General features: G+C 36.4%; 20 protein-coding genes, 1 pseudogene and 1 riboswitch. Of the genes and pseudogenes, 18 read left to right on the top strand and 3 right to left on the bottom strand.

Annotation, left to right across the window (positions count from 1 at the left end):
* Both yodN and BFL01S_RS20100 read left to right on the top strand, forming a co-directional pair.
* Positions 1–613: germination protein YodN (yodN, locus tag BFL01S_RS13700; RefSeq protein WP_061786016.1), on the top strand; the 613-nt coding region annotated here is incomplete at its 5' end.
* A gap of 224 nt (positions 614–837) precedes the next feature.
* Complete coding sequence (locus tag BFL01S_RS20100) at positions 838–1,005, top strand: YozD family protein (protein ID WP_064484042.1); 168 nt, start codon at positions 838–840, stop codon at positions 1,003–1,005.
* Positions 1,006–1,065: 60 nt separating this feature from the next.
* Here the strand turns inward: BFL01S_RS20100 and BFL01S_RS13695 are convergent, their stop codons facing one another.
* The gene (locus BFL01S_RS13695) at positions 1,066–2,094 is read right to left on the bottom strand and encodes a DUF2515 family protein (protein ID WP_051567217.1); all 1,029 of its coding nucleotides are present in this window, start codon (positions 2,092–2,094) and stop codon (positions 1,066–1,068) included.
* Between the two features lie 112 nt (positions 2,095–2,206).
* Here BFL01S_RS13695 and BFL01S_RS20095 point away from each other — a divergent pair, with 112 nt between their 5' ends.
* The 6 genes from BFL01S_RS20095 to BFL01S_RS13675 all read left to right on the top strand — a co-directional run bounded on the left by BFL01S_RS20095 (position 2,207) and on the right by BFL01S_RS13675 (position 5,569).
* Positions 2,207–2,416 carry a hypothetical protein gene (locus BFL01S_RS20095; protein ID WP_076512741.1) on the top strand — a complete coding sequence of 70 codons (210 nt, stop codon included), beginning with the start codon at positions 2,207–2,209 and terminating at the stop codon, positions 2,414–2,416.
* A 44-nt stretch (positions 2,417–2,460) separates the two neighbouring features.
* Complete coding sequence (locus BFL01S_RS13690; protein ID WP_235859235.1) at positions 2,461–3,243, top strand: serine/threonine protein kinase; 783 nt, start codon at positions 2,461–2,463, stop codon at positions 3,241–3,243.
* Positions 3,244–3,273: 30 nt separating this feature from the next.
* Positions 3,274–4,047 (top strand): sporulation protein, encoded by a 774-nt coding sequence (locus BFL01S_RS13685; RefSeq protein ID WP_025911463.1) that lies wholly within the window; start codon positions 3,274–3,276, stop codon positions 4,045–4,047.
* 60 nt (positions 4,048–4,107) lie between these two features.
* Positions 4,108–4,245: a hypothetical protein gene (locus tag BFL01S_RS20460; protein ID WP_153301137.1), complete on the top strand. Its 138-nt coding sequence runs from the start codon at positions 4,108–4,110 to the stop codon at positions 4,243–4,245.
* A gap of 74 nt (positions 4,246–4,319) precedes the next feature.
* Complete coding sequence (locus tag BFL01S_RS13680) at positions 4,320–4,967, top strand: phosphatase PAP2 family protein (protein ID WP_061786015.1); 648 nt, start codon at positions 4,320–4,322, stop codon at positions 4,965–4,967.
* Between the two features lie 281 nt (positions 4,968–5,248).
* Complete coding sequence (locus BFL01S_RS13675) at positions 5,249–5,569, top strand: hypothetical protein (RefSeq protein ID WP_061786012.1); 321 nt, start codon at positions 5,249–5,251, stop codon at positions 5,567–5,569.
* A 54-nt stretch (positions 5,570–5,623) separates the two neighbouring features.
* On the opposite strand, the gene yoyE is transcribed toward BFL01S_RS13675, so the two are convergent.
* Positions 5,624–5,776 (bottom strand): protein YoyE, encoded by a 153-nt coding sequence (yoyE, locus tag BFL01S_RS20775; RefSeq protein WP_167556116.1) that lies wholly within the window; start codon positions 5,774–5,776, stop codon positions 5,624–5,626.
* 198 nt (positions 5,777–5,974) lie between these two features.
* On the opposite strand from yoyE, the gene deoD reads away from it, so the two are divergent.
* The 3 genes and pseudogenes from deoD (at position 5,975) to BFL01S_RS21060 (ending at position 9,221) form a co-directional block, all read left to right on the top strand.
* A complete protein-coding gene (gene deoD, locus BFL01S_RS13670) occupies positions 5,975–6,679 on the top strand; it encodes a purine-nucleoside phosphorylase (RefSeq protein WP_061786011.1) in 705 nt (234 codons plus the stop codon).
* Positions 6,680–6,728: 49 nt separating this feature from the next.
* Positions 6,729–6,888: riboswitch (yybP-ykoY riboswitch) on the top strand.
* A gap of 431 nt (positions 6,889–7,319) precedes the next feature.
* The gene (locus BFL01S_RS13665) at positions 7,320–8,768 is read left to right on the top strand and encodes a SulP family inorganic anion transporter (protein ID WP_082802754.1); all 1,449 of its coding nucleotides are present in this window, start codon (positions 7,320–7,322) and stop codon (positions 8,766–8,768) included.
* Between the two features lie 97 nt (positions 8,769–8,865).
* A pseudogene (locus BFL01S_RS21060) lies at positions 8,866–9,221 on the top strand (DUF2975 domain-containing protein).
* A gap of 232 nt (positions 9,222–9,453) precedes the next feature.
* Here BFL01S_RS21060 and BFL01S_RS13660 read toward each other — a convergent pair.
* A complete protein-coding gene (locus BFL01S_RS13660) occupies positions 9,454–10,620 on the bottom strand; it encodes an FtsW/RodA/SpoVE family cell cycle protein (protein WP_025911454.1) in 1,167 nt (388 codons plus the stop codon).
* 341 nt (positions 10,621–10,961) lie between these two features.
* On the opposite strand from BFL01S_RS13660, the gene BFL01S_RS13655 reads away from it, so the two are divergent.
* The 7 genes from BFL01S_RS13655 (at position 10,962) to BFL01S_RS13625 (ending at position 17,158) form a co-directional block, all read left to right on the top strand.
* Positions 10,962–11,507, top strand: coding sequence for a hypothetical protein (locus BFL01S_RS13655; RefSeq protein WP_025911452.1), 546 nt, complete (start codon positions 10,962–10,964; stop codon positions 11,505–11,507).
* Positions 11,508–11,579: 72 nt separating this feature from the next.
* Positions 11,580–12,005 (top strand): hypothetical protein, encoded by a 426-nt coding sequence (locus BFL01S_RS13650; protein ID WP_025911450.1) that lies wholly within the window; start codon positions 11,580–11,582, stop codon positions 12,003–12,005.
* Between the two features lie 229 nt (positions 12,006–12,234).
* A complete protein-coding gene (locus BFL01S_RS13645; protein ID WP_025911449.1) occupies positions 12,235–12,861 on the top strand; it encodes an FMN-dependent NADH-azoreductase in 627 nt (208 codons plus the stop codon).
* A gap of 285 nt (positions 12,862–13,146) precedes the next feature.
* Complete coding sequence (locus tag BFL01S_RS13640; protein ID WP_025911447.1) at positions 13,147–13,644, top strand: PTS sugar transporter subunit IIA; 498 nt, start codon at positions 13,147–13,149, stop codon at positions 13,642–13,644.
* A gap of 37 nt (positions 13,645–13,681) precedes the next feature.
* Complete coding sequence (locus BFL01S_RS13635) at positions 13,682–14,509, top strand: PRD domain-containing protein (RefSeq protein WP_061786010.1); 828 nt, start codon at positions 13,682–13,684, stop codon at positions 14,507–14,509.
* Positions 14,510–14,734: 225 nt separating this feature from the next.
* Positions 14,735–16,120: a sucrose-specific PTS transporter subunit IIBC gene (locus BFL01S_RS13630; RefSeq protein WP_061786009.1), complete on the top strand. Its 1,386-nt coding sequence runs from the start codon at positions 14,735–14,737 to the stop codon at positions 16,118–16,120.
* A gap of 90 nt (positions 16,121–16,210) precedes the next feature.
* Positions 16,211–17,158 (top strand): carbohydrate kinase family protein, encoded by a 948-nt coding sequence (locus BFL01S_RS13625; protein ID WP_025911443.1) that lies wholly within the window; start codon positions 16,211–16,213, stop codon positions 17,156–17,158.
* Positions 17,159–17,175 lie beyond the last annotated feature (17 nt).

The following is a 17,175-nucleotide window of genomic DNA, read 5'->3' as shown; positions in this document are numbered from 1 at the left end:
AACAGATATAAAAGTGATGGATGGACTCTTTGTATATGAGATTAACCATAGTGAAGGTCTGTTTTTAGAAGACACAATTGAGTTATTAGAAGATTATGACGGACAGATCTTAGTACAAGAACGCGTTGAGTTGGAATATAAATATTTCTTTGGTGACATTGTTCAAGTGTTTAATTACGGAAAAGAATTGTTTAAAATCATTGGCATTCGCACAGAAATATGGCGATATAAAGAAGACGCATGGGAAGATATTGTGTATGAACTATCCCGTGTTACTGACGGAGAATGGCTTGAAGCTAGTGAAGAAGAGCTTATTCTCGTGACTCCTCATGAGGAAACAGAAAACTATGTACAAAATATCGATATGTTGTATTTAGGAAAAGAAATTAAAAAGACGGAGTTGCTACCGACGATGAAAAAACAAAATGGACATGGAAAAGAAGAGATGAAATTAACAAAAGAGAAGCATGAAATTATAAATGGTTTGTTAGATGTTTATAACGATTACAAAACATTGCATGAGATGTTTCAAGATGATGAGTATGTAGAAGTAATGAACTTAGTATTGAAACATTTACACAAGATTTCCAAATCAGAGCAAGATAAAGCGTAGCACCATGTCTGTTATTCTAAGCGTATGTTAGAAAGGGTAAGCTATACATAGAAAGAGACGTATAGCATTGAAAATTTTAGACATACTCTTGTACTTTTGCTCATAAAAGTATATAAAGTAAAGTTTGAGCTAGTAAGATTAGATATTTGCTAGTCCTTTGCTTTGCTATTTTGCGAGCTCATGAAGCTACGCTTGCCCGCTGAGACGGGGTGAGGAGTGATATTGTGAAAGAAATCGAAGTAGTTATTGATACAGAGGAAATCGCTGAGTTCTTTTACAATGAACTAATAAAGCGGGGGTACGCTCCAGCTGAGGAAGAGCTAGGAGAGTTGGCTGATATTACATTTGATTATTTGATTGATAAATGTATTATCGATGAGCAAGAAGAATAAAGAGAGATAATAGCAATTTAATAGCGGTACTTTATGTAACGACGAGGCAGCTCGTCGTTTTTATATTAGAGTGGGCATATCCAGTTTTGCTAAGTATGAATAAGGTGAGGTCCCTACAAACCAATCAGACTGATTAAAAAATGTATGGACGCGGTTTCCCCAGCACATATCTAAAGGTAAAGTAGATGAAGGAGCCTTAAAATGGTTAAATTTTGAGTGTAGACTTGATGAATAGTCTTGTCTCGCTCCGGTATGCTTTACGCTATCTGCAAACGAATAAGTACCTGAATATAAATGACTATGAAGAAACAGAAGTGCATAAAGCAATTTCCCCGCAATAATTCGATTTTTAAGGGAAGAAAATTGTGAAATGTTTACTCCAACTAAAGCTAATTGGTTAGTACTTTCATAAGGAATTAACACCTGGGTCATACCGAGAAAGCTTTGTGCATAAAACTGCCATGTGTCCAGTACGTCTTCTTTTGTTTTTCCATCTTGAATGAGCTTGTTTTCAATATAATGCTGTTCATTCACAATTAAAGCAAGAGATAGTAAATGTTCTTTTTTCATAGGTTCATTTATGAATTCAGTCCAAATGGGATGCATAAATGCGGATACTCCTAAGGCGGTAAGTAAGTGAGACAGATTTTGCCCATTCTTTTGACTTTCTTCATATAACAGTAGTTGAGAAAAAGCATCTTGAAAGATTGCAGCGTTTGCGCGCTCTAAAAATAGAAAAAAAGCATGCTGTTGAACAGGAGAAAGAAGCTTTTTGGCGAAAGTAGTTTGCAAGTCGGTCATATAGTAGCCGCCATTTCTAGAAACGAGGTGAGCTAAAAACGTCCATTTTATTTCCGGGTAACGCTTATAAAATTCCAAATAAGCATGGGTTCGCGTAATGTTGTTTTTATTGTGCAAGCGAACGTTTTTTTTAATTCTTTGAACAAGCTTAGACTCTTTCTCATTTAGTTCAAAAGTGTTAGAAAAGGAAGATAAAATAGCTAAAGATTGCGTATTTAAGTGTGCTAAGTTGTTCGTTGTTTCAATAGTCATAGTCTTGTTAACCTTGAATGGAAGTGAATAAATCATAAAAGTTCTCCTTTTCGTTTTAAAGCAGCTAAACGGGGAATAAAGTTTTTGAAACCTTTATATTATTAGTACGTATAAAGGGTAATAAGTGTTAAGAAAAGAGGGAGTTATTATGATAAAAAAACTACTGAATTCAATATTAGGATCAAAAAAACATCATCGCTACAGCAGCAGCGATTACCACCGTCGCCGTCCACGACACTACAGCAGCAGTGACTACAAAAAAGGACGTCACTATGATAGTCGAAGTCATTCAAAGTATGGACATCATCATTATAAGCGTAAGAAAAAAAGCTTTTTCTCCAGCTTTTCTTCTAGCTGATTGACAAAATGAAGCACTTTTTTAAATCAATTCAACGATTTCTAATGGACCGCCCTTTAAGACAAGGCGTATTAATTAAGAACCGTTATGAAATTGACCGTGTTTTAGGAATGGGGAGCTATGGTATTACATACCTGGCAAAGGATCAAAAGCTTGGAACACAAGTAGTAGTCAAGCAGCTGCGTAATACGAAACAAAAGCTTGACCAAGGCATGCGAGCTTTTCAATATGAAAAAAAGATATTAGCAAGAATAAATCATCCTCAAGTCCCTCAGCTACTGGATGTAGAGGAAAGTAGCGCTGGATTTTTCATTATAATGGACTATATTAACGGAAAGACGTTTGAAGACTTAATATTTGAACATCACTATAAATACAAAGAAGAAGATGTAGTTCAAATATTGCTACAAGTAATAGAAGTGATTGAATCTCTTCATAATGAAGGAATTGTCCACCGTGACCTGCGAATTCCAAACATTCTTAAGGTCGATGATGTTATTTACATCATTGATTTTGGTTTAGCACGTTTTATAGGAGATGATGAACAAGTCGAAGGCTTAGTAACAGAACAGCAGTATATGAGAAGAACAACTGTTCAAAGTGATGTATATGCTTTAGGGCATTTCGCGCTGTTTTTGCTGTACTCAAGCTATGAACCTAATTCAAGAAAAGAGAAGAGTTGGGAAGAAGAACTTTTGTTATCACCAGAGCTTACAGCAATCATTCGCAAAATGTTACAATCCGATGGCTATTATGAAGATATGATGCACCTCAAAGGGGATTTGCAGTTTATTGCTGATAAAAAGACGAAGGCTTTAAACTTTTAATATAGTGTAGAAATGGGGAGGTTGGAATTAATGGCTTTATTTAATAAGATATTAGCTCGAATCGGTATTGGTGCTGCTAGAGTAGATGCAAAGCTAGTAAACGACGAGTTTCGTGCAGGTGAAAAGATTGAAGGGATTGTAGAAGTATATGGAGGCAATGTTGAGCAGACGATTGACCGAATTTACTTACGTCTGTTTACATCATATGTAAAAGAAGTAGATGATAAAAAGGTCAAACAAGATATACAGCTCAATGTATTCAAGATTAATGAGCCGTTTACTATTCAGCCAGCTGAAAAAAAAGAAATCCCTTTTACTTTCCAACTACCTGATGATACACCCGTTACGCTTGGAAAAACACGAGTATGGGTGGCAACAGGTTTAGATATTAAAGATGCGGTAGATCCGTCCGATATTGATTATGTGAAAGTTCTTCCTAATTTGATGGTTACAAGCGTGATGAAATCAATGGAAGACCTTGGCTTTCGTCTTCGTCAAGTGGAATGCGAAGAGGCACCAAGAAGAATGCGAAAGCGACTTCCTTTTGTACAAGAATTTGAATTCGTCCCAGCTAAGGGTCCTTATTATGGAAAGTTAGACGAAGTAGAAGTAATTGTTCAATCATTAGGTAACGGTCAATATGAACTGTTGTTGGAAATTGATCGTAAAGCTCGAGGGTTTAGTGGCTTTTTATCAGAGGTATTAGACGCTGATGAGTCTCTTGTGCGGGTTACAGTGTCTGAAAGTGAGATTGCTCAGCTATCTGCCACTCTAGAGCGAGTTATTTCAAGATATAGCGTATAAGTTAGGATAGTCTGTCTTTCTTCTTCACATATTAAACGTGTGAGGAAGGGAGGGAAAACCATGTCTCATAAAACAAGTAATCAAACACATCAAAAAGGAATGAAAAAGTCGTCACGTCAACAGCCAGAATTCTCAAATGAATTTGCTATGAACCAGGCACCAAAGCCTGAACACTATAAACAGCCTAAAAAGGACTAACGACTGCATAAGGAGCATGTATTTGCATGCTTCTTATTCATTCTTCTTTATCGTTTAATGGAGGAGAGCACAACATGTTAACGCGAAGACAATATATTGTTACTGTCTGCCTGGCACTTGCCTTATTTGTGATTCTAATGCTAACGTTTGACACGGCTTTTGTAAAAGAGTTAGATTATGATGTATTACATACAATTTTTGAGTGGAGGACAAGCTGGCTAACACCATTTTTTATTTTTATTACAACGTTAGGATCATGGTATGTTACGGCACCAATTTGGCTTGTCCTTGTTATACTGTTGATGTATAAACGCCAAGGCATATCAGCCTTATTCATTACCCTTGTGTTTTGGGGGGTACGAGGGTTAAATTGGCTTTTAAAAGAAATTTTTGAACGTCCAAGACCTGGATGGAGTCAGCTAATTGACGCATCACACTACAGTTTTCCAAGCGGCCATGCGATGAATTCGAGCGCATTTTTTGTGGGACTATTATGCCTTGTTTTAGCGTATTCCAAGACACAAAGTGTGAGAAGTATTGCCTATACAAGCTTTATTCTACTAATCATATTAGTTGGGTTCAGTCGAATGTATTTAGGTGTCCATTACTTAACAGATGTATTAGCCGGTTATGCTTTGGGTATCTCTTGGGCGATTAGCATGTATCAGCTCTATTGTAAATTCATGCAGTCTTCTTTAAAGAAATACCAGTTCCCGACATAATATATACCATTACAAATTCTTAACGAATATTTCATTTTATTGATTTAGAACCAAACGGTTATCCACTGACTTTAACAAGATGATACACTAGTAAAAGCATGGCGAACGCCATGCTTTTTTGGAGAGATTTATGCTAAGGTAGTTTAATTATAAAAGAAAGTATGAATAAAACATGTATTTGAAATGAAGGATTTTGATCTATCTATCGCTAATATAAATGACATAGTATTAATTCATACATAGGATGCAGGATAGAACATTGAGGTTTGGAGGGAAGACATTTGAATGTGTGGACGAATTTAAAAAAACAGTTAAATATCATTACGGAATACGATGTTACAATTATGCAAACAGAAGAAAAAGGAGAAAGAAGAGGATATAAACCGGTTCATCGTTTAACGGTAAAAGCTCTCGACCATCAAGATGCAGCGGTTAAAGTCTTTCAACAGTTCAACATTGCTGACAATTTGCCAAAAGAATGCAATGCTCGTTTTATTAGTACAGGAGATATTTTATTAATTGATGAAGGTACTAAAGGAAAGTATTATTATAAACTTTGGACGGATGGATGGCAAAGAGTAAATCGGATTCACGTCCGGTAAATCAATTATTGATAAAGCAAAGCGACCAATCAGGCCGCTTTTTTATTAAAAAAGTTAATAGTCGCGCATATGGTGTCCAGGACCATTTTTGCGTTTATTTGCTGTATGCTCATCACCATGTGCCTCTTGCTCCGCAATAATGGCTTCTTGAGGAATGTGGTTGTTTTTCTTTGGTGAATTAATGCGATTACGATGTTTTTTGCCCATATGATCACCTCATTTATTTAAAAATAGTGTTCTTGAGTAGCTTTCCTCGAAACATGTTTTTCATTACGCCATTTTTTTCAGTACATAGTTCAGCAAAAACGTTGGAATAATGAAAGGCAGAGAAAGAAATCAGTAATTAATTCGACAAATTATGTTATAGTGAGAAGGTAACATTTTTACACAATAGGAGGTACAAAGATGAGTGTACATATTGGGGCAAAAAAAGGTGAAATTGCAGAAACGATCTTACTCCCTGGAGATCCGCTTCGTGCAAAATACATTGCGGAAACATTTCTAGAAGATGTTACTTGCTACAATGAAGTTCGCGGAATGTTAGGATTTACAGGAAAATATAAGGGAAAACGTGTTTCTGTACAAGGAACAGGGATGGGCGTTCCGTCTATCGCTATTTATGTAAATGAGTTAATGAATGAGTATGGTGTTCAAAACTTAATTCGTGTCGGAACTTGTGGGGCGATTCAAAAAGATGTAAAAGTTCGTGACGTTATTTTAGCTATGTCTTCATCAAGTGATTCACAAATGAATCGCGTGAAATTTGGACCTATTGACTATGCGCCAACTGCGAATTTCGACTTATTAAAGCGTGCATATGACGCTGGAGTTGAAAAAGGATTACACCTAAAAGTAGGTAACGTTTTCACTTCTGATCAATTCTACAATGAAGATGGACAACTAGAAAAGCTGGCTGCACACGGTGTACTAGCAGTTGAAATGGAAACAACAGCACTGTATACGCTAGCAGCTAAATATGGGCGTAATGCGCTGTCTGTTTTAACGGTAAGCGATCACATCTTTACAGGTGAAGAAACAACAGCTGAAGAGCGTCAAACAACATTTAATGATATGATTATCGTTGCTTTAGAAGCAGCAATCAATGAGTAATAAATAGTTGAATTCTGTTCGCAATTCCCTTATAATATCTTTATGAATAAGATTCCTTAAAGGGGAGTAGCGTCAGGTTTTTCCTGAAATAAAGTCGACATTTCGTAGAGAAATCTACCGGCTTTATTGGCATAGTAAAACAATGTCTAGCAAGACCTTTACCGATTAGTGGTGAAGGTCTTTTATTGTTTAAATGAGAGATAAAAGATGTAACCATAATCGTTTGTTCTTATTTTTATGTTAAAAAGAGGAGAAGCGATGATTCGTTGAAACGAAAAAAGAAACTATTTTTAATGGTAGCATTCCTTGTGTTGAGTAAATTATTTTTACTTGCAATGTTGACCTTGGAGGTGAAAAATCCGCCTCGATTTCAACATTTATTTGGCTTAATTTCAGTCAGCTATTCATTAAATTATACGGAAGTTCCACCTCGACGTTAATGAGTAGGACTTCACTAAAAAAGAGCGTGCAGTTTACGCTCTTTTTTAATGGTGTGAATTAGAAAAGAAATCGGTTCAACACGATCGTAAAAAATATATTTTCAATTCAAAGAAGATATGGTACGATAACCTACGTTCAAAACGGCTTTGGTTTTCGTGAGAGTCGAAAATCAATTTACTATATACTATGAGGTGATTTAGTGAGCGTAGCAGCTATTAAGCAGCAGTGGTTTTCAAATATCCGAGGAGATATTCTCTCAGGAATGACCGTTGCACTTGCATTAATTCCCGAAGCACTTGCATTTTCCATCATTGCAGGAGTAAATCCTATGGTAGGTCTATATGCTTCTTTTTGTATGGCAATTGTCATTGCATTTACTGGGGGAAGACCAGCAATGATTTCTGCCGCAACTGGTGCAATGGCTCTTTTAATGATTGATCTAGTGAAAACTCATGGGGTTGAGTATTTGTTTGCGGCGACAATCTTAACTGGAATTATTCAGCTCGTTTTAGGTGTGCTGAAAGTTGGAAGGTTTTTATCATTTTTACCACAAACGGTTATGTTTGGTTTTGTTAACGCGTTAGGGATTTTAATTTTCACTGCTCAATTTCAGCATTTTAAAGGTGCGAACTGGGCTATGTACGCGATGGTAGCAGGAACATTATTAATTGTATATGTATTCCCTCTTGTAACTAAGATAGTTCCAGCACCATTAGTAGCGATTGTATTTATGACGACCATGGCCATTTTTGGTGGAGGATTTGGCTTGAAAACGGTAGGAGATATGGGAGAGATTACGCGTACACTACCAGCTCTTCATTTTCCAGCAGTAGAATTATCACTAGAAACATTATTGATTATTCTACCGTATTCACTACCGTTAGCGATTGTAGGTTTGTTAGAATCATTACTAACTGCGACAGTTTTAGATGATATGACGGATACAGATTCCAATAAAAATAAAGAGGCACGTGGACAAGGTTTTGCTAACATAGTTACAGGTTTATTCGGTGGAATGGCAGGATGCGCTATGATTGGACAATCTGTAATCAACGTAAAATCAGGTGGACGTGGAAGACTTTCAACACTTATAGCAGGCGTGTTTTTATTATTTTTAATTATGGTGTTAGGTGATGTTGTAAAGCAGATTCCAATGGCCGCGCTTGTTGGCGTCATGTTTATGGTAGCGGTAGGCACGTTTGATTGGCGATCTGTTAAAGACATTCATAAGTATCCTGTATCGGATTCTGTTGTTATGATTGCAACAGTTGTTGTTGTAATGCTTACACATAATTTAGCGCTAGGAGTTATGGTTGGTATTGTCATTAGTACGGTCGTGTTTGGTTGGAAAATGGCGAGATTAACAATAATAAAAGAAGAAGAGTCTGATCGAATAGTTTATCACGTTAAAGGTCCTCTTTTCTTTGCAACAACAACAGCTTTTGTAAATGCATTTCATTACGAAGATGAACAAGCAATAATTGTAGTTGATTTTTCAAACTCTTACGTTTGGGATCAATCTGCAATGTTAGCCGTGGCGAAAGTTATAGGAAAGTATGAAAGCAATAATAAAAAGGTAATATTACAAGGGATGAACGGTGCTACCAAAAAAGCGATGGGGCGAATTGGCTTAGAATCTTCGATATAGATAGCATAAAGAGGTGACTATTCACCTCTTTATTTTATTGAAAACGATAAAATGCATATTATAATCATATTGTCATTAAATAAGGGAGGTGTTTTAAATAATTGTTAAACGAGGTTCCACCACTTCCTTAAAGGTCATTATTTTTCTAATCGGAATTGCAGTGTTTACTTTGTGTATTTATTGGATGCCTGTGTTAACCATTAAAGACGTAGAAGCACATCCTGGTAGGGATTACTCGCTCTATCCCCTTTTAGTATGTGCGTATGGAATTTGTATTACATTTTCTTCATTGTATTAATGATAATAAGCTTAAAGGTGATTTCTATAATCACAGGAGATGATGCAGCAGGACCTATATCGATAAGTTTGATAGGAATTTTTGCAACAAGTATCCTCACAGCCATTGTGGACGTACTTCAGAAGCCATTAAAAAATTTCCTGGATAAAAAATAGGTATAATTTTATTATTAAATTCCCTATCGTTGAGTATAAAAATGATAATAGAACTTATTCATAATCAAAAAAGAAGCGAAAATATAAAAAAGCAGTTGGATTACGAAATCCACTGCTTTTTTTGTTACAACTTACTGTTGATATTAATGTTAAAACAGTAACGAATTGGGCTGCGAGTTTTGATTTTATGCTTCAAAACCGAACCCGTTAATTCTATACCGCTCTTTTTATTTTACTCTGTACCAAACATATATCGTTTTTGGTGCCAAGATATTCCAAACATTAATCCAATGGCAAACATACTACCCATTAGGGAGCTACCACCGTAAGAAATAAATGGTAGAGGGATACCTGTAATTGGTAATACTTGAATCGTCATACCGATATTTTGAAAGACGTGGAAGGTAATCATCGTAATGACACCTACGCATAAATAAGAGTTAAATTCATTTTTTGTTTCTAATCCAAGCTTAATTAAGTAATAAATAAGAAGGAAAAACAAGCTGATAACAATGCTTCCTCCTATAAAACCGAACTCTTCACCTATTACGGCAAAGATAAAGTCTGTTTGACTTTCTGGAATGTAAACAACGCCATTTCCCGGGCCTTTTCCGTTGACCATCCCAGAACCGATAGCATTCAGTGATTTCACTAAGTGATATGCTTCACCTGTGCTGTAAGTGGTTGGGTCTAGCCATGCATAGATCCGACCAAATTGATACTGCTTAACACCTAAATATTTTTCAAGGAAATCAGGAGCATAAATTACTAGTGCAAGAATGCCGGCACCTATTGAACCAAGCCCTAAAAAAGCAGGAACAATTAGCTTCCACGTTACTCCCGATACAAAGACCAGACCTACAAAAATCGCTAATAAAACAAGCGCAGTTCCTAAGTCAGGTTGCTGCATCACAAGAAGCAGAGGAAAACCTAATGTTGCCCCCATTTTTGCTAGTAATAAAAGGTCTTCACGTATCGTGCGAATGCGATATTTTTCGTTGTGCTTAACAATAATATTACTCAATACAATAATCAAGAAAACTTTTACAAACTCAGAAGGCTGTAATGAAAAGCCAGGTAGTGTAAACCAACTTTTTGCACCGTTAATTTCTCGAGCAATACTGCTCGGCGCAATAATTAAGAAAATTAGAAGGAAGTTTCCAAAACCATAGAAGACCCACGAGAGTTTTTGTAATTGATCAGAATCTAGTCGCATTACAAATGCAATAATTACTGCTCCAATTACGTAGAAAGCAACTTGTTTAATAACAAAGTTTGAATCATATTGTCCAATAGTTTGTGCACTATTAATAGCAGTAATACTTACGCAGAAAAAAAGAAAGAGAAGAAAAGCTAAATTCCAGTCAAATCTACTAACATTTCGTTGATTTTCACCCATACTATTCACCTATCAATATCGAATCTAATTATATTCTTAATGTGGCACGCTAGTGTTAAGCCACAAAAGATATCTTCACTATGATGAAGATAATATCATACAGCCTCTTATTATACATGAATCATTCTACAATATAAATAGGTCAAACGATAACATTTTGCCTTTTACATCTTTTTGCTAGATTTTTAAGGTGGATAGGACTAAATCTAGCAATCTTATCATAGAGATTACTATATAAAAGATAATTTAATCAATTGCTAATCACTAGTAAATTTAATAGATAAAAATGAAAATTGAGTGAAAGAGTCTCTTATATAATAGAGGATAAGGAGGATTAGCTTATGATTTGGGGCGTGATTCTTGTAGGCTTATTCATTTGGTGTTCCTGTTACTATACCGTGTGTCACCATGGTTATATATCAACAAAAGCTGGCAATTTAGCTGCTGTATATACGGCAATGAGCACAAGCTTTATAACCGCTTTTACGATGTTTGTATTAGTGGAAGAAACGCTTATGTTCTCAAGTATTTGTGCTGCTTGTGCAGGTATAGGAGTAGGATGGTTTATTGCGATTCCTTTCACAGTGAAAACAATTATAGGTGGTATTGTTAGCGGTGTTATTGCTAGTTTCAGCTTTTATACAATCCATCTCTTTTGGTCATATAGCAACGGGATTTTATGGGGGATTTTTATTTTAATCTCCATAGTAGGAAGCAGCCAGTCTCTCTTTAAAGTTTTAAAAGAAATTCCTATGTTTGAATCAGTTTTTGTTAAACGTTGCATTCAACACCCCTTTGTTTTAACTCCAATATTCGTTTTGATCTTTTTTGTATATCAATTTATTGAACGATACATGTCGCAATATGATCCTACTCGAAAAACCTAGTGTATGGATATTCACCTATTCAAAAAGTGAAGCATATAGTAATTTAAATGCACATTGGAAAGGAGAATATATATGTATCGATATTATTACGACCCTCGCTTTCAAATTATATTTCCAGGACAGGGTGGGCAAGGTTTTCCACCGCGACCACCAGGACAAGGTGGAAGCTTTTTACCACCACCTCCACCACCAGGGCAGGGAGGCGTACCAGGTTTTCCACCACCTTCTGGTCAAAGTGGTCCCCCAACAGGTCCACCGCCTGCTTTTACACCTCAATTAGCTTCTTCGGGAGGACCATCTCTTTATGCTGTAGATCCTGGTTCGATAGCAGGTTGTCTGTATAAATACACGTATATCTGGGCAAAAGGTGGGCGGTCATATTGGTTCTATCCAACATATGTCGGCCGCAAATCCGTAGCAGGGTATCGTTGGACTGGATTCAACTGGATATATGCTGGGATTGATTTAGATCGAGTGAACGAATTTCAGTGTTATTAAAGAGGTTGGGACATAAGTATCTCAGTCAATGATATATCTGAACTATCGCGAGTTAACTACTTTCGATAGTGCGGATATTTTTTTGTTTCGGAAAAATTTTAAAAAAATCATTTAAACGGTTGACGAATAAAGAACAGAATTATATAATAAATCTTGAATTCGAGATAATAAAAAAATAAAATCTTGAAATAAAAATAAATGATTTAAAGATAAACGGGAGATGAGAACTATGACAAACGTGTTATATGTAAAAGTAAATCCACAAGTTGATGAGGCGTCCTTCTCAACACGCTTAGCTCAAGCATTTTTAGATGAGTATCAAACGGTGAATCCAAGTGATACAGTAACAACAGTCGACCTTTATAAAGAAGGCGTTCCTTTAATTGATTCTGATGTGTTAAGCGCTTGGGGGAAAGCTGGAGCAAATCAAGAGCTAACAGAAGATGAAACAGTAAAAGTTGAGCGTATGGGAGCTTTATTAGAGCAGTTCTTACAAGCTGATAAAGTGATTTTTTCAGCACCGATGTGGAACTTAAGCTTTCCACCACTTATGAAAGCATATATTGATAACATTTTGATTGCTGGGAAAACATTCAAGTACACTGAAAGCGGACCTGTTGGATTAGCTACTGGAAAGAAAGTAGCATTATTAGAAGCGCGCGGCGGTGTTTATAGCGAAGGACCAGCTGCAGAACTTGAGTTTACACAGAAATACTTCCGCACTGTAATGGGTTTTATTGGTATTCAAGATGTTGAATTAGTTGTTGCTGAAGGCATGGCTTATGCTCCAGCAGAAGCAGATCAAATTTTAGCTAATGCAGTAGAGAAAGCAAAAAGTGTGGCAAAGACATTTTAATAAGTAGTGAAAAAAAGAGTATGGTAAAGGCTATACTCTTTTTTATATTTCAGCGAGTTAAATCAATTCCGATATTATTCCATCGAAAGAACTTTTTTGTTTACAATACATCGTAGGCATGTTTAAATAGTGAACATATTTATCTCAATATCCTGATCTAATGAGGGGAGCATTGTATACAAATGTTGAGGATATAAGAAGAAGTTTCTTCTTAATAAAGCTACGTTTTTCAAAGGTAATAAAGGGGTATGCTACCAATAAAATGATAAAGGAAAGGTGATTAACATGTTTAAAAAACTTTTTGGCGGTAAGACGAAATCTAAAGAAACACTAGTAACGGCACCAATGACTGGCAAAATCCTTCCATTAGAGCAAGTTCCAGACCCGGTGTTTTCTCAAAAAATGATGGGCGATGGATTTGCTATTGAACCAACCGATGGACAAGTAGTATCTCCAGTGGCAGGAGAGGTAGTCCAATTATTCCACACAAAGCATGCTGTCGGATTAAAAACAGAAGCAGGTACGGAAGTACTTATACATATTGGACTGGAAACAGTAGCAATGGAAGGGGAAGGCTTTGAAGCGCATATTCAAGCGGGCGATAAGGTAGAAGTAGGCACACCTCTTATTACGTTTGATTTACCATTAGTGACAGAAAAAGCGAAAAGTATTATTACGCCTGTTGTCATTACGAATAGCGACGCAGCAGATTCATTTGAAATTGTAGCAAGTGGTGATGTTCAAAAAGGACAAACTCAATGTGCGAAAGTGACAATGAAATAAATTTGTCACCTTCTTCCTGCTGAGGAGGAATAACCGGTTGAAGATATTTAAAGTATTAAACAACAATGCAGCCGTTGTAAAAGAAGGAAAAATTGAAAAGATTGTAATGGGCCCGGGGATTGCCTTTCAAAAAAGCAAAAATGATATTTTAAATAAAGCCAAAGTTGAAAAAGTTTTTGTAATGAAAGAAGAAAATGAAAAATTTCAAGAAATATTAAAAAGCCTACCTGAAGAGCATATTCAAGTGGCAGAAGAAATTATTTCGTATGCGGAACAGCAGCTAGGCGTTACGCTTAGTGATCATGTTCATATCGCTTTAAGTGATCATTTATCATTTGCAATTGAAAGGTTATCTCGAGGAATTTTAATTCAAAATAAACTTTTACATGAAATTAAAGCACTATATCGTCCGGAATACGATATAGGTGTATGGGCGATTGAACAAGTTTCTAAACGTTTAAAAGTTCAGATGCCAATTGATGAAGCAGGTTATATCGCTCTTCACATTCATACAGCTAAATTGCATACATCCAATATGGAACAGGTAATGATGAATACAACAATCATCAACGAAATGATTGAGATTATTACAGAAGAACTTGACCTTAAAATTGATGAAGAGAGCATTTCGTACCAGCGACTACTCACTCATTTACGCTTTGCGTTAAATCGAATTGCTGAAGATGAGCCTTTTCATTCAATGGATGAAGATATGTTGAACATGCTGCAAACTAAGTACAAGCGTGCTTATACATGTGCTTTAAAGATTGGAGCATTTCTGAAAGCCGAATATGACATAAATTTTCCACCTTCTGAACTTGGCTATATTACGCTCCATATTGAAAGAATTGGTCAAAGGGCCTAAAAAAGTCTTGACGAACAATGTCGAAATAGATACAATGAAAGCGTATTAATTGAATAAGCGGGATTGTGACTGGTTAAGCAGGCAAGACCTAAAATGCGTGAAATATGTATGCACTGCTGTTGTGTATATGTATTTGAGTACGCGTTTTAGGTCTTTTTTTGTTGTCATCTGGCTAGTTGAATCGCAGAAACTATATTAAAAACATGTGATAAAGGGGGCGTTCGCATGGATGTGAAAGACATTGCGAAAAAGCTTGTTCCGCTTTTAGGTGGAAAAGAAAACGTTACCAGCGCTCAGCACTGCGCTACGCGCTTGCGTTTAGTTATTCGAGATGAAAGCAAAATTGATCAAAAAGGTTTAGATGAAATAGACGATATTAAAGGTGCTTTCTCTAATTCAGGGCAATTTCAAATCATTTTTGGCACAGGACTTGTTAATAAAGTCCATGCAGAATTTATGAAAGAGTTAGGTGTAGAGAATCAAACAACAGAGCAGCCTGCAAATCATCAAGAAGAAATGAAGAAAAAGATGAATCCTTTCGCAAGGTTTGCTCGTATGCTTTCAAATATTTTTGTTCCTATTATCCCTGCCATTGTTGCAAGTGGTTTACTAATGGGGCTACTTGGAATGATGAAAGCATTTAAGTGGGTTTCAGAAGACAGCTCACTTTTCATTTTACTAGATATGTTTTCAAGTTCCGCGTTTATCATCTTGCCAATCTTGATAGGATTTTCAGCTGCTAAGGAATTTGGAGCGAATCCGTATTTAGGAGCCGTAATGGGTGGAATATTAACTCATCCAATGCTATTAAACCCATGGACCTTAGCAGATGCCAAGCCTGAATATATGGACTTTTTTGGATTAAGTATTCCGTTAATTGGCTATCAGGGTACCGTTGTACCGATTTTACTTGCGATTTATGTGATGAGTAAAATTGAAAAAGGGTTGCGTAAAGTTGTTCCAAACGCAATTGATTTACTAGTAACACCATTTTTGACAGTTATTGTTACAGGGTTTATTTCTCTGTTATTTATTGGACCATTTGGAAGATATATTGGTGATTTGATTTCAATTGGTTTACAATCAATGTATGATGTAGCGGGTGTATTTGCTGGGATCGTGTTTGGTGGTTTGTATTCCACGATTGTATTAACAGGACTACAACATAGTTTTCATGCAATTGAAGCAGGACTTCTTGCAAACCCTGATATCGGAGTTAATTTCTTACTTCCTATATGGGCATGCGCTAATGTTGCACAGGGTGGTGCCGGATTGGCCGTATATTTTAAAACAAAGAATGCAAAAACAAAGAAAATCGCAATTCCAGCCGCTGTTTCTTCGTTTCTTGGGATTACGGAACCAATTATCTTTGGTGTAAACTTAAAGTTACGTAAACCATTTATTGCAGCAGCTATAGGTGGTGCTGCTGGTGGTGGATATGTTGTGTTAACGAATGTTGTTGCAAACGCATACGGTTTAACAGGTATCCCGATGATGGCTATTGCAGCTCCACTTGGGATGAGTAATTTAATTAACTATATTATTGGAATGGTTATCTCGGTAGGAGTAGCATTTATTGTTACGTGGTTTATGAAATTAGAAGAAGAATAAAGAAGGTAAAAGAAAAGTAGGAGTAAAATGACAGTTCATTTTACTCCCCTTTTCTTAATTTATACTCATAAAGAAAGAGAGGGGAAAAAAATGAAAAACGGTGTTATTTCATTAGGAGAAGCATTAGTTGACTTTATTCCGTTAGATCATACGAATCTTACATATCAAAAAAGTCCAGGGGGTGCGCCTGCAAACGTGGCGGTAGGAGTATCAAGATTAGGCTTGAAATCCACATTCCTAGGGAAAGTTGGGAATGATGTATTAGGTCATTTTTTAAAAGATACGCTTGATGAATATGGTGTTAATACAAACAACATGCTGCTTACAGATGAAGCACGTACAGGAGCGGTTTTCGTTACGTTAGATAAAGACGGTGACCGCAGCTTTAATTTTTACATTGATCCAAGCGCAGATCGCTTTTTTCACGAAGCAGAAATTGATGAAGAGCTATTTAAAGAAAATCGTATTCTTCACTTCGGTACGATTTCAATGATTAGTGAACCTTCCCGCTCTGCCACTTTGAAAGCTGTAGAACTTGCGAAGAAGAATGATGTTCTTGTGTCATTCGATCCTAATGTTCGTTTAACGTTGTGGAAAGACGAAGAAAAATTGAAACGTACCATTCTAGAGATGCTTCCAAAAGCAGATATTGTAAAGCTTTCAGAAGAAGAGCTTGCTTTTATTACCGGAAAAGAAATGATTGAAGAAGGAGTGGAAGCGTTAAGCCATTATGCTATCCCGCTTTTAATTATTACATTAGGAGCAGAGGGAAGCCTAGCTGTATCTTCTAAAGCAAAAGTAGCTATTTCCGCTATGAAAGTGAACGCTGTTGATACAACAGGTGCAGGAGATGCCTTTGTGTCTGGTATGCTTTATTCCATTAATCAATATAATGGTCAACTTTCAGACTTGACAGAAGAAGAGCTTACTTCTTTTGGACGCTTTGCAAGTGTTTCTGGGGGACTAGCAGCTTCAACAAAAGGTGCGATGACGGCATTACCTACAATTCAAGAGATTGAAAAGCTTCTTGTGAAGTGAAAAAAGAGACTGAGACA

This window comes from Priestia flexa NBRC 15715 (assembly GCF_001591565.1).
Taxonomy (GTDB): domain Bacteria; phylum Bacillota; class Bacilli; order Bacillales; family Bacillaceae_H; genus Priestia; species Priestia flexa.
The sequence above is the reverse complement of the archived record's forward strand: the minus strand, read 5'-3'. Positions and strand labels throughout refer to the sequence as shown.

Excerpts from the sequence above, each read along its gene's own strand:
- BFL01S_RS13680 (WP_061786015.1), top strand. The coding sequence starts at position 4,320 with ATGTTAACGCGAAGACAATATATTGTTACTGTCTGCCTGGCACTTGCC.
- BFL01S_RS20460 (WP_153301137.1), top strand. The coding sequence starts at position 4,108 with ATGTCTCATAAAACAAGTAATCAAACACATCAAAAAGGAATGAAAAAG.
- BFL01S_RS13660 (WP_025911454.1), bottom strand. The coding sequence starts at position 10,620 with ATGGGTGAAAATCAACGAAATGTTAGTAGATTTGACTGGAATTTAGCT.
- deoD (WP_061786011.1), top strand. The coding sequence starts at position 5,975 with ATGAGTGTACATATTGGGGCAAAAAAAGGTGAAATTGCAGAAACGATC.
- BFL01S_RS13685 (WP_025911463.1), top strand. The coding sequence starts at position 3,274 with ATGGCTTTATTTAATAAGATATTAGCTCGAATCGGTATTGGTGCTGCT.
- BFL01S_RS13625 (WP_025911443.1), top strand. The coding sequence starts at position 16,211 with ATGAAAAACGGTGTTATTTCATTAGGAGAAGCATTAGTTGACTTTATT.
- BFL01S_RS20095 (WP_076512741.1), top strand. The coding sequence starts at position 2,207 with ATGATAAAAAAACTACTGAATTCAATATTAGGATCAAAAAAACATCAT.
- BFL01S_RS13695 (WP_051567217.1), bottom strand. The coding sequence starts at position 2,094 with ATGATTTATTCACTTCCATTCAAGGTTAACAAGACTATGACTATTGAA.
- BFL01S_RS13640 (WP_025911447.1), top strand. The coding sequence starts at position 13,147 with ATGTTTAAAAAACTTTTTGGCGGTAAGACGAAATCTAAAGAAACACTA.
- BFL01S_RS13645 (WP_025911449.1), top strand. The coding sequence starts at position 12,235 with ATGACAAACGTGTTATATGTAAAAGTAAATCCACAAGTTGATGAGGCG.
- BFL01S_RS13630 (WP_061786009.1), top strand. The coding sequence starts at position 14,735 with ATGGATGTGAAAGACATTGCGAAAAAGCTTGTTCCGCTTTTAGGTGGA.
- BFL01S_RS13650 (WP_025911450.1), top strand. The coding sequence starts at position 11,580 with ATGTATCGATATTATTACGACCCTCGCTTTCAAATTATATTTCCAGGA.
- BFL01S_RS13655 (WP_025911452.1), top strand. The coding sequence starts at position 10,962 with ATGATTTGGGGCGTGATTCTTGTAGGCTTATTCATTTGGTGTTCCTGT.
- yoyE (WP_167556116.1), bottom strand. The coding sequence starts at position 5,776 with ATGGGCAAAAAACATCGTAATCGCATTAATTCACCAAAGAAAAACAAC.
- BFL01S_RS13690 (WP_235859235.1), top strand. The coding sequence starts at position 2,461 with ATGGACCGCCCTTTAAGACAAGGCGTATTAATTAAGAACCGTTATGAA.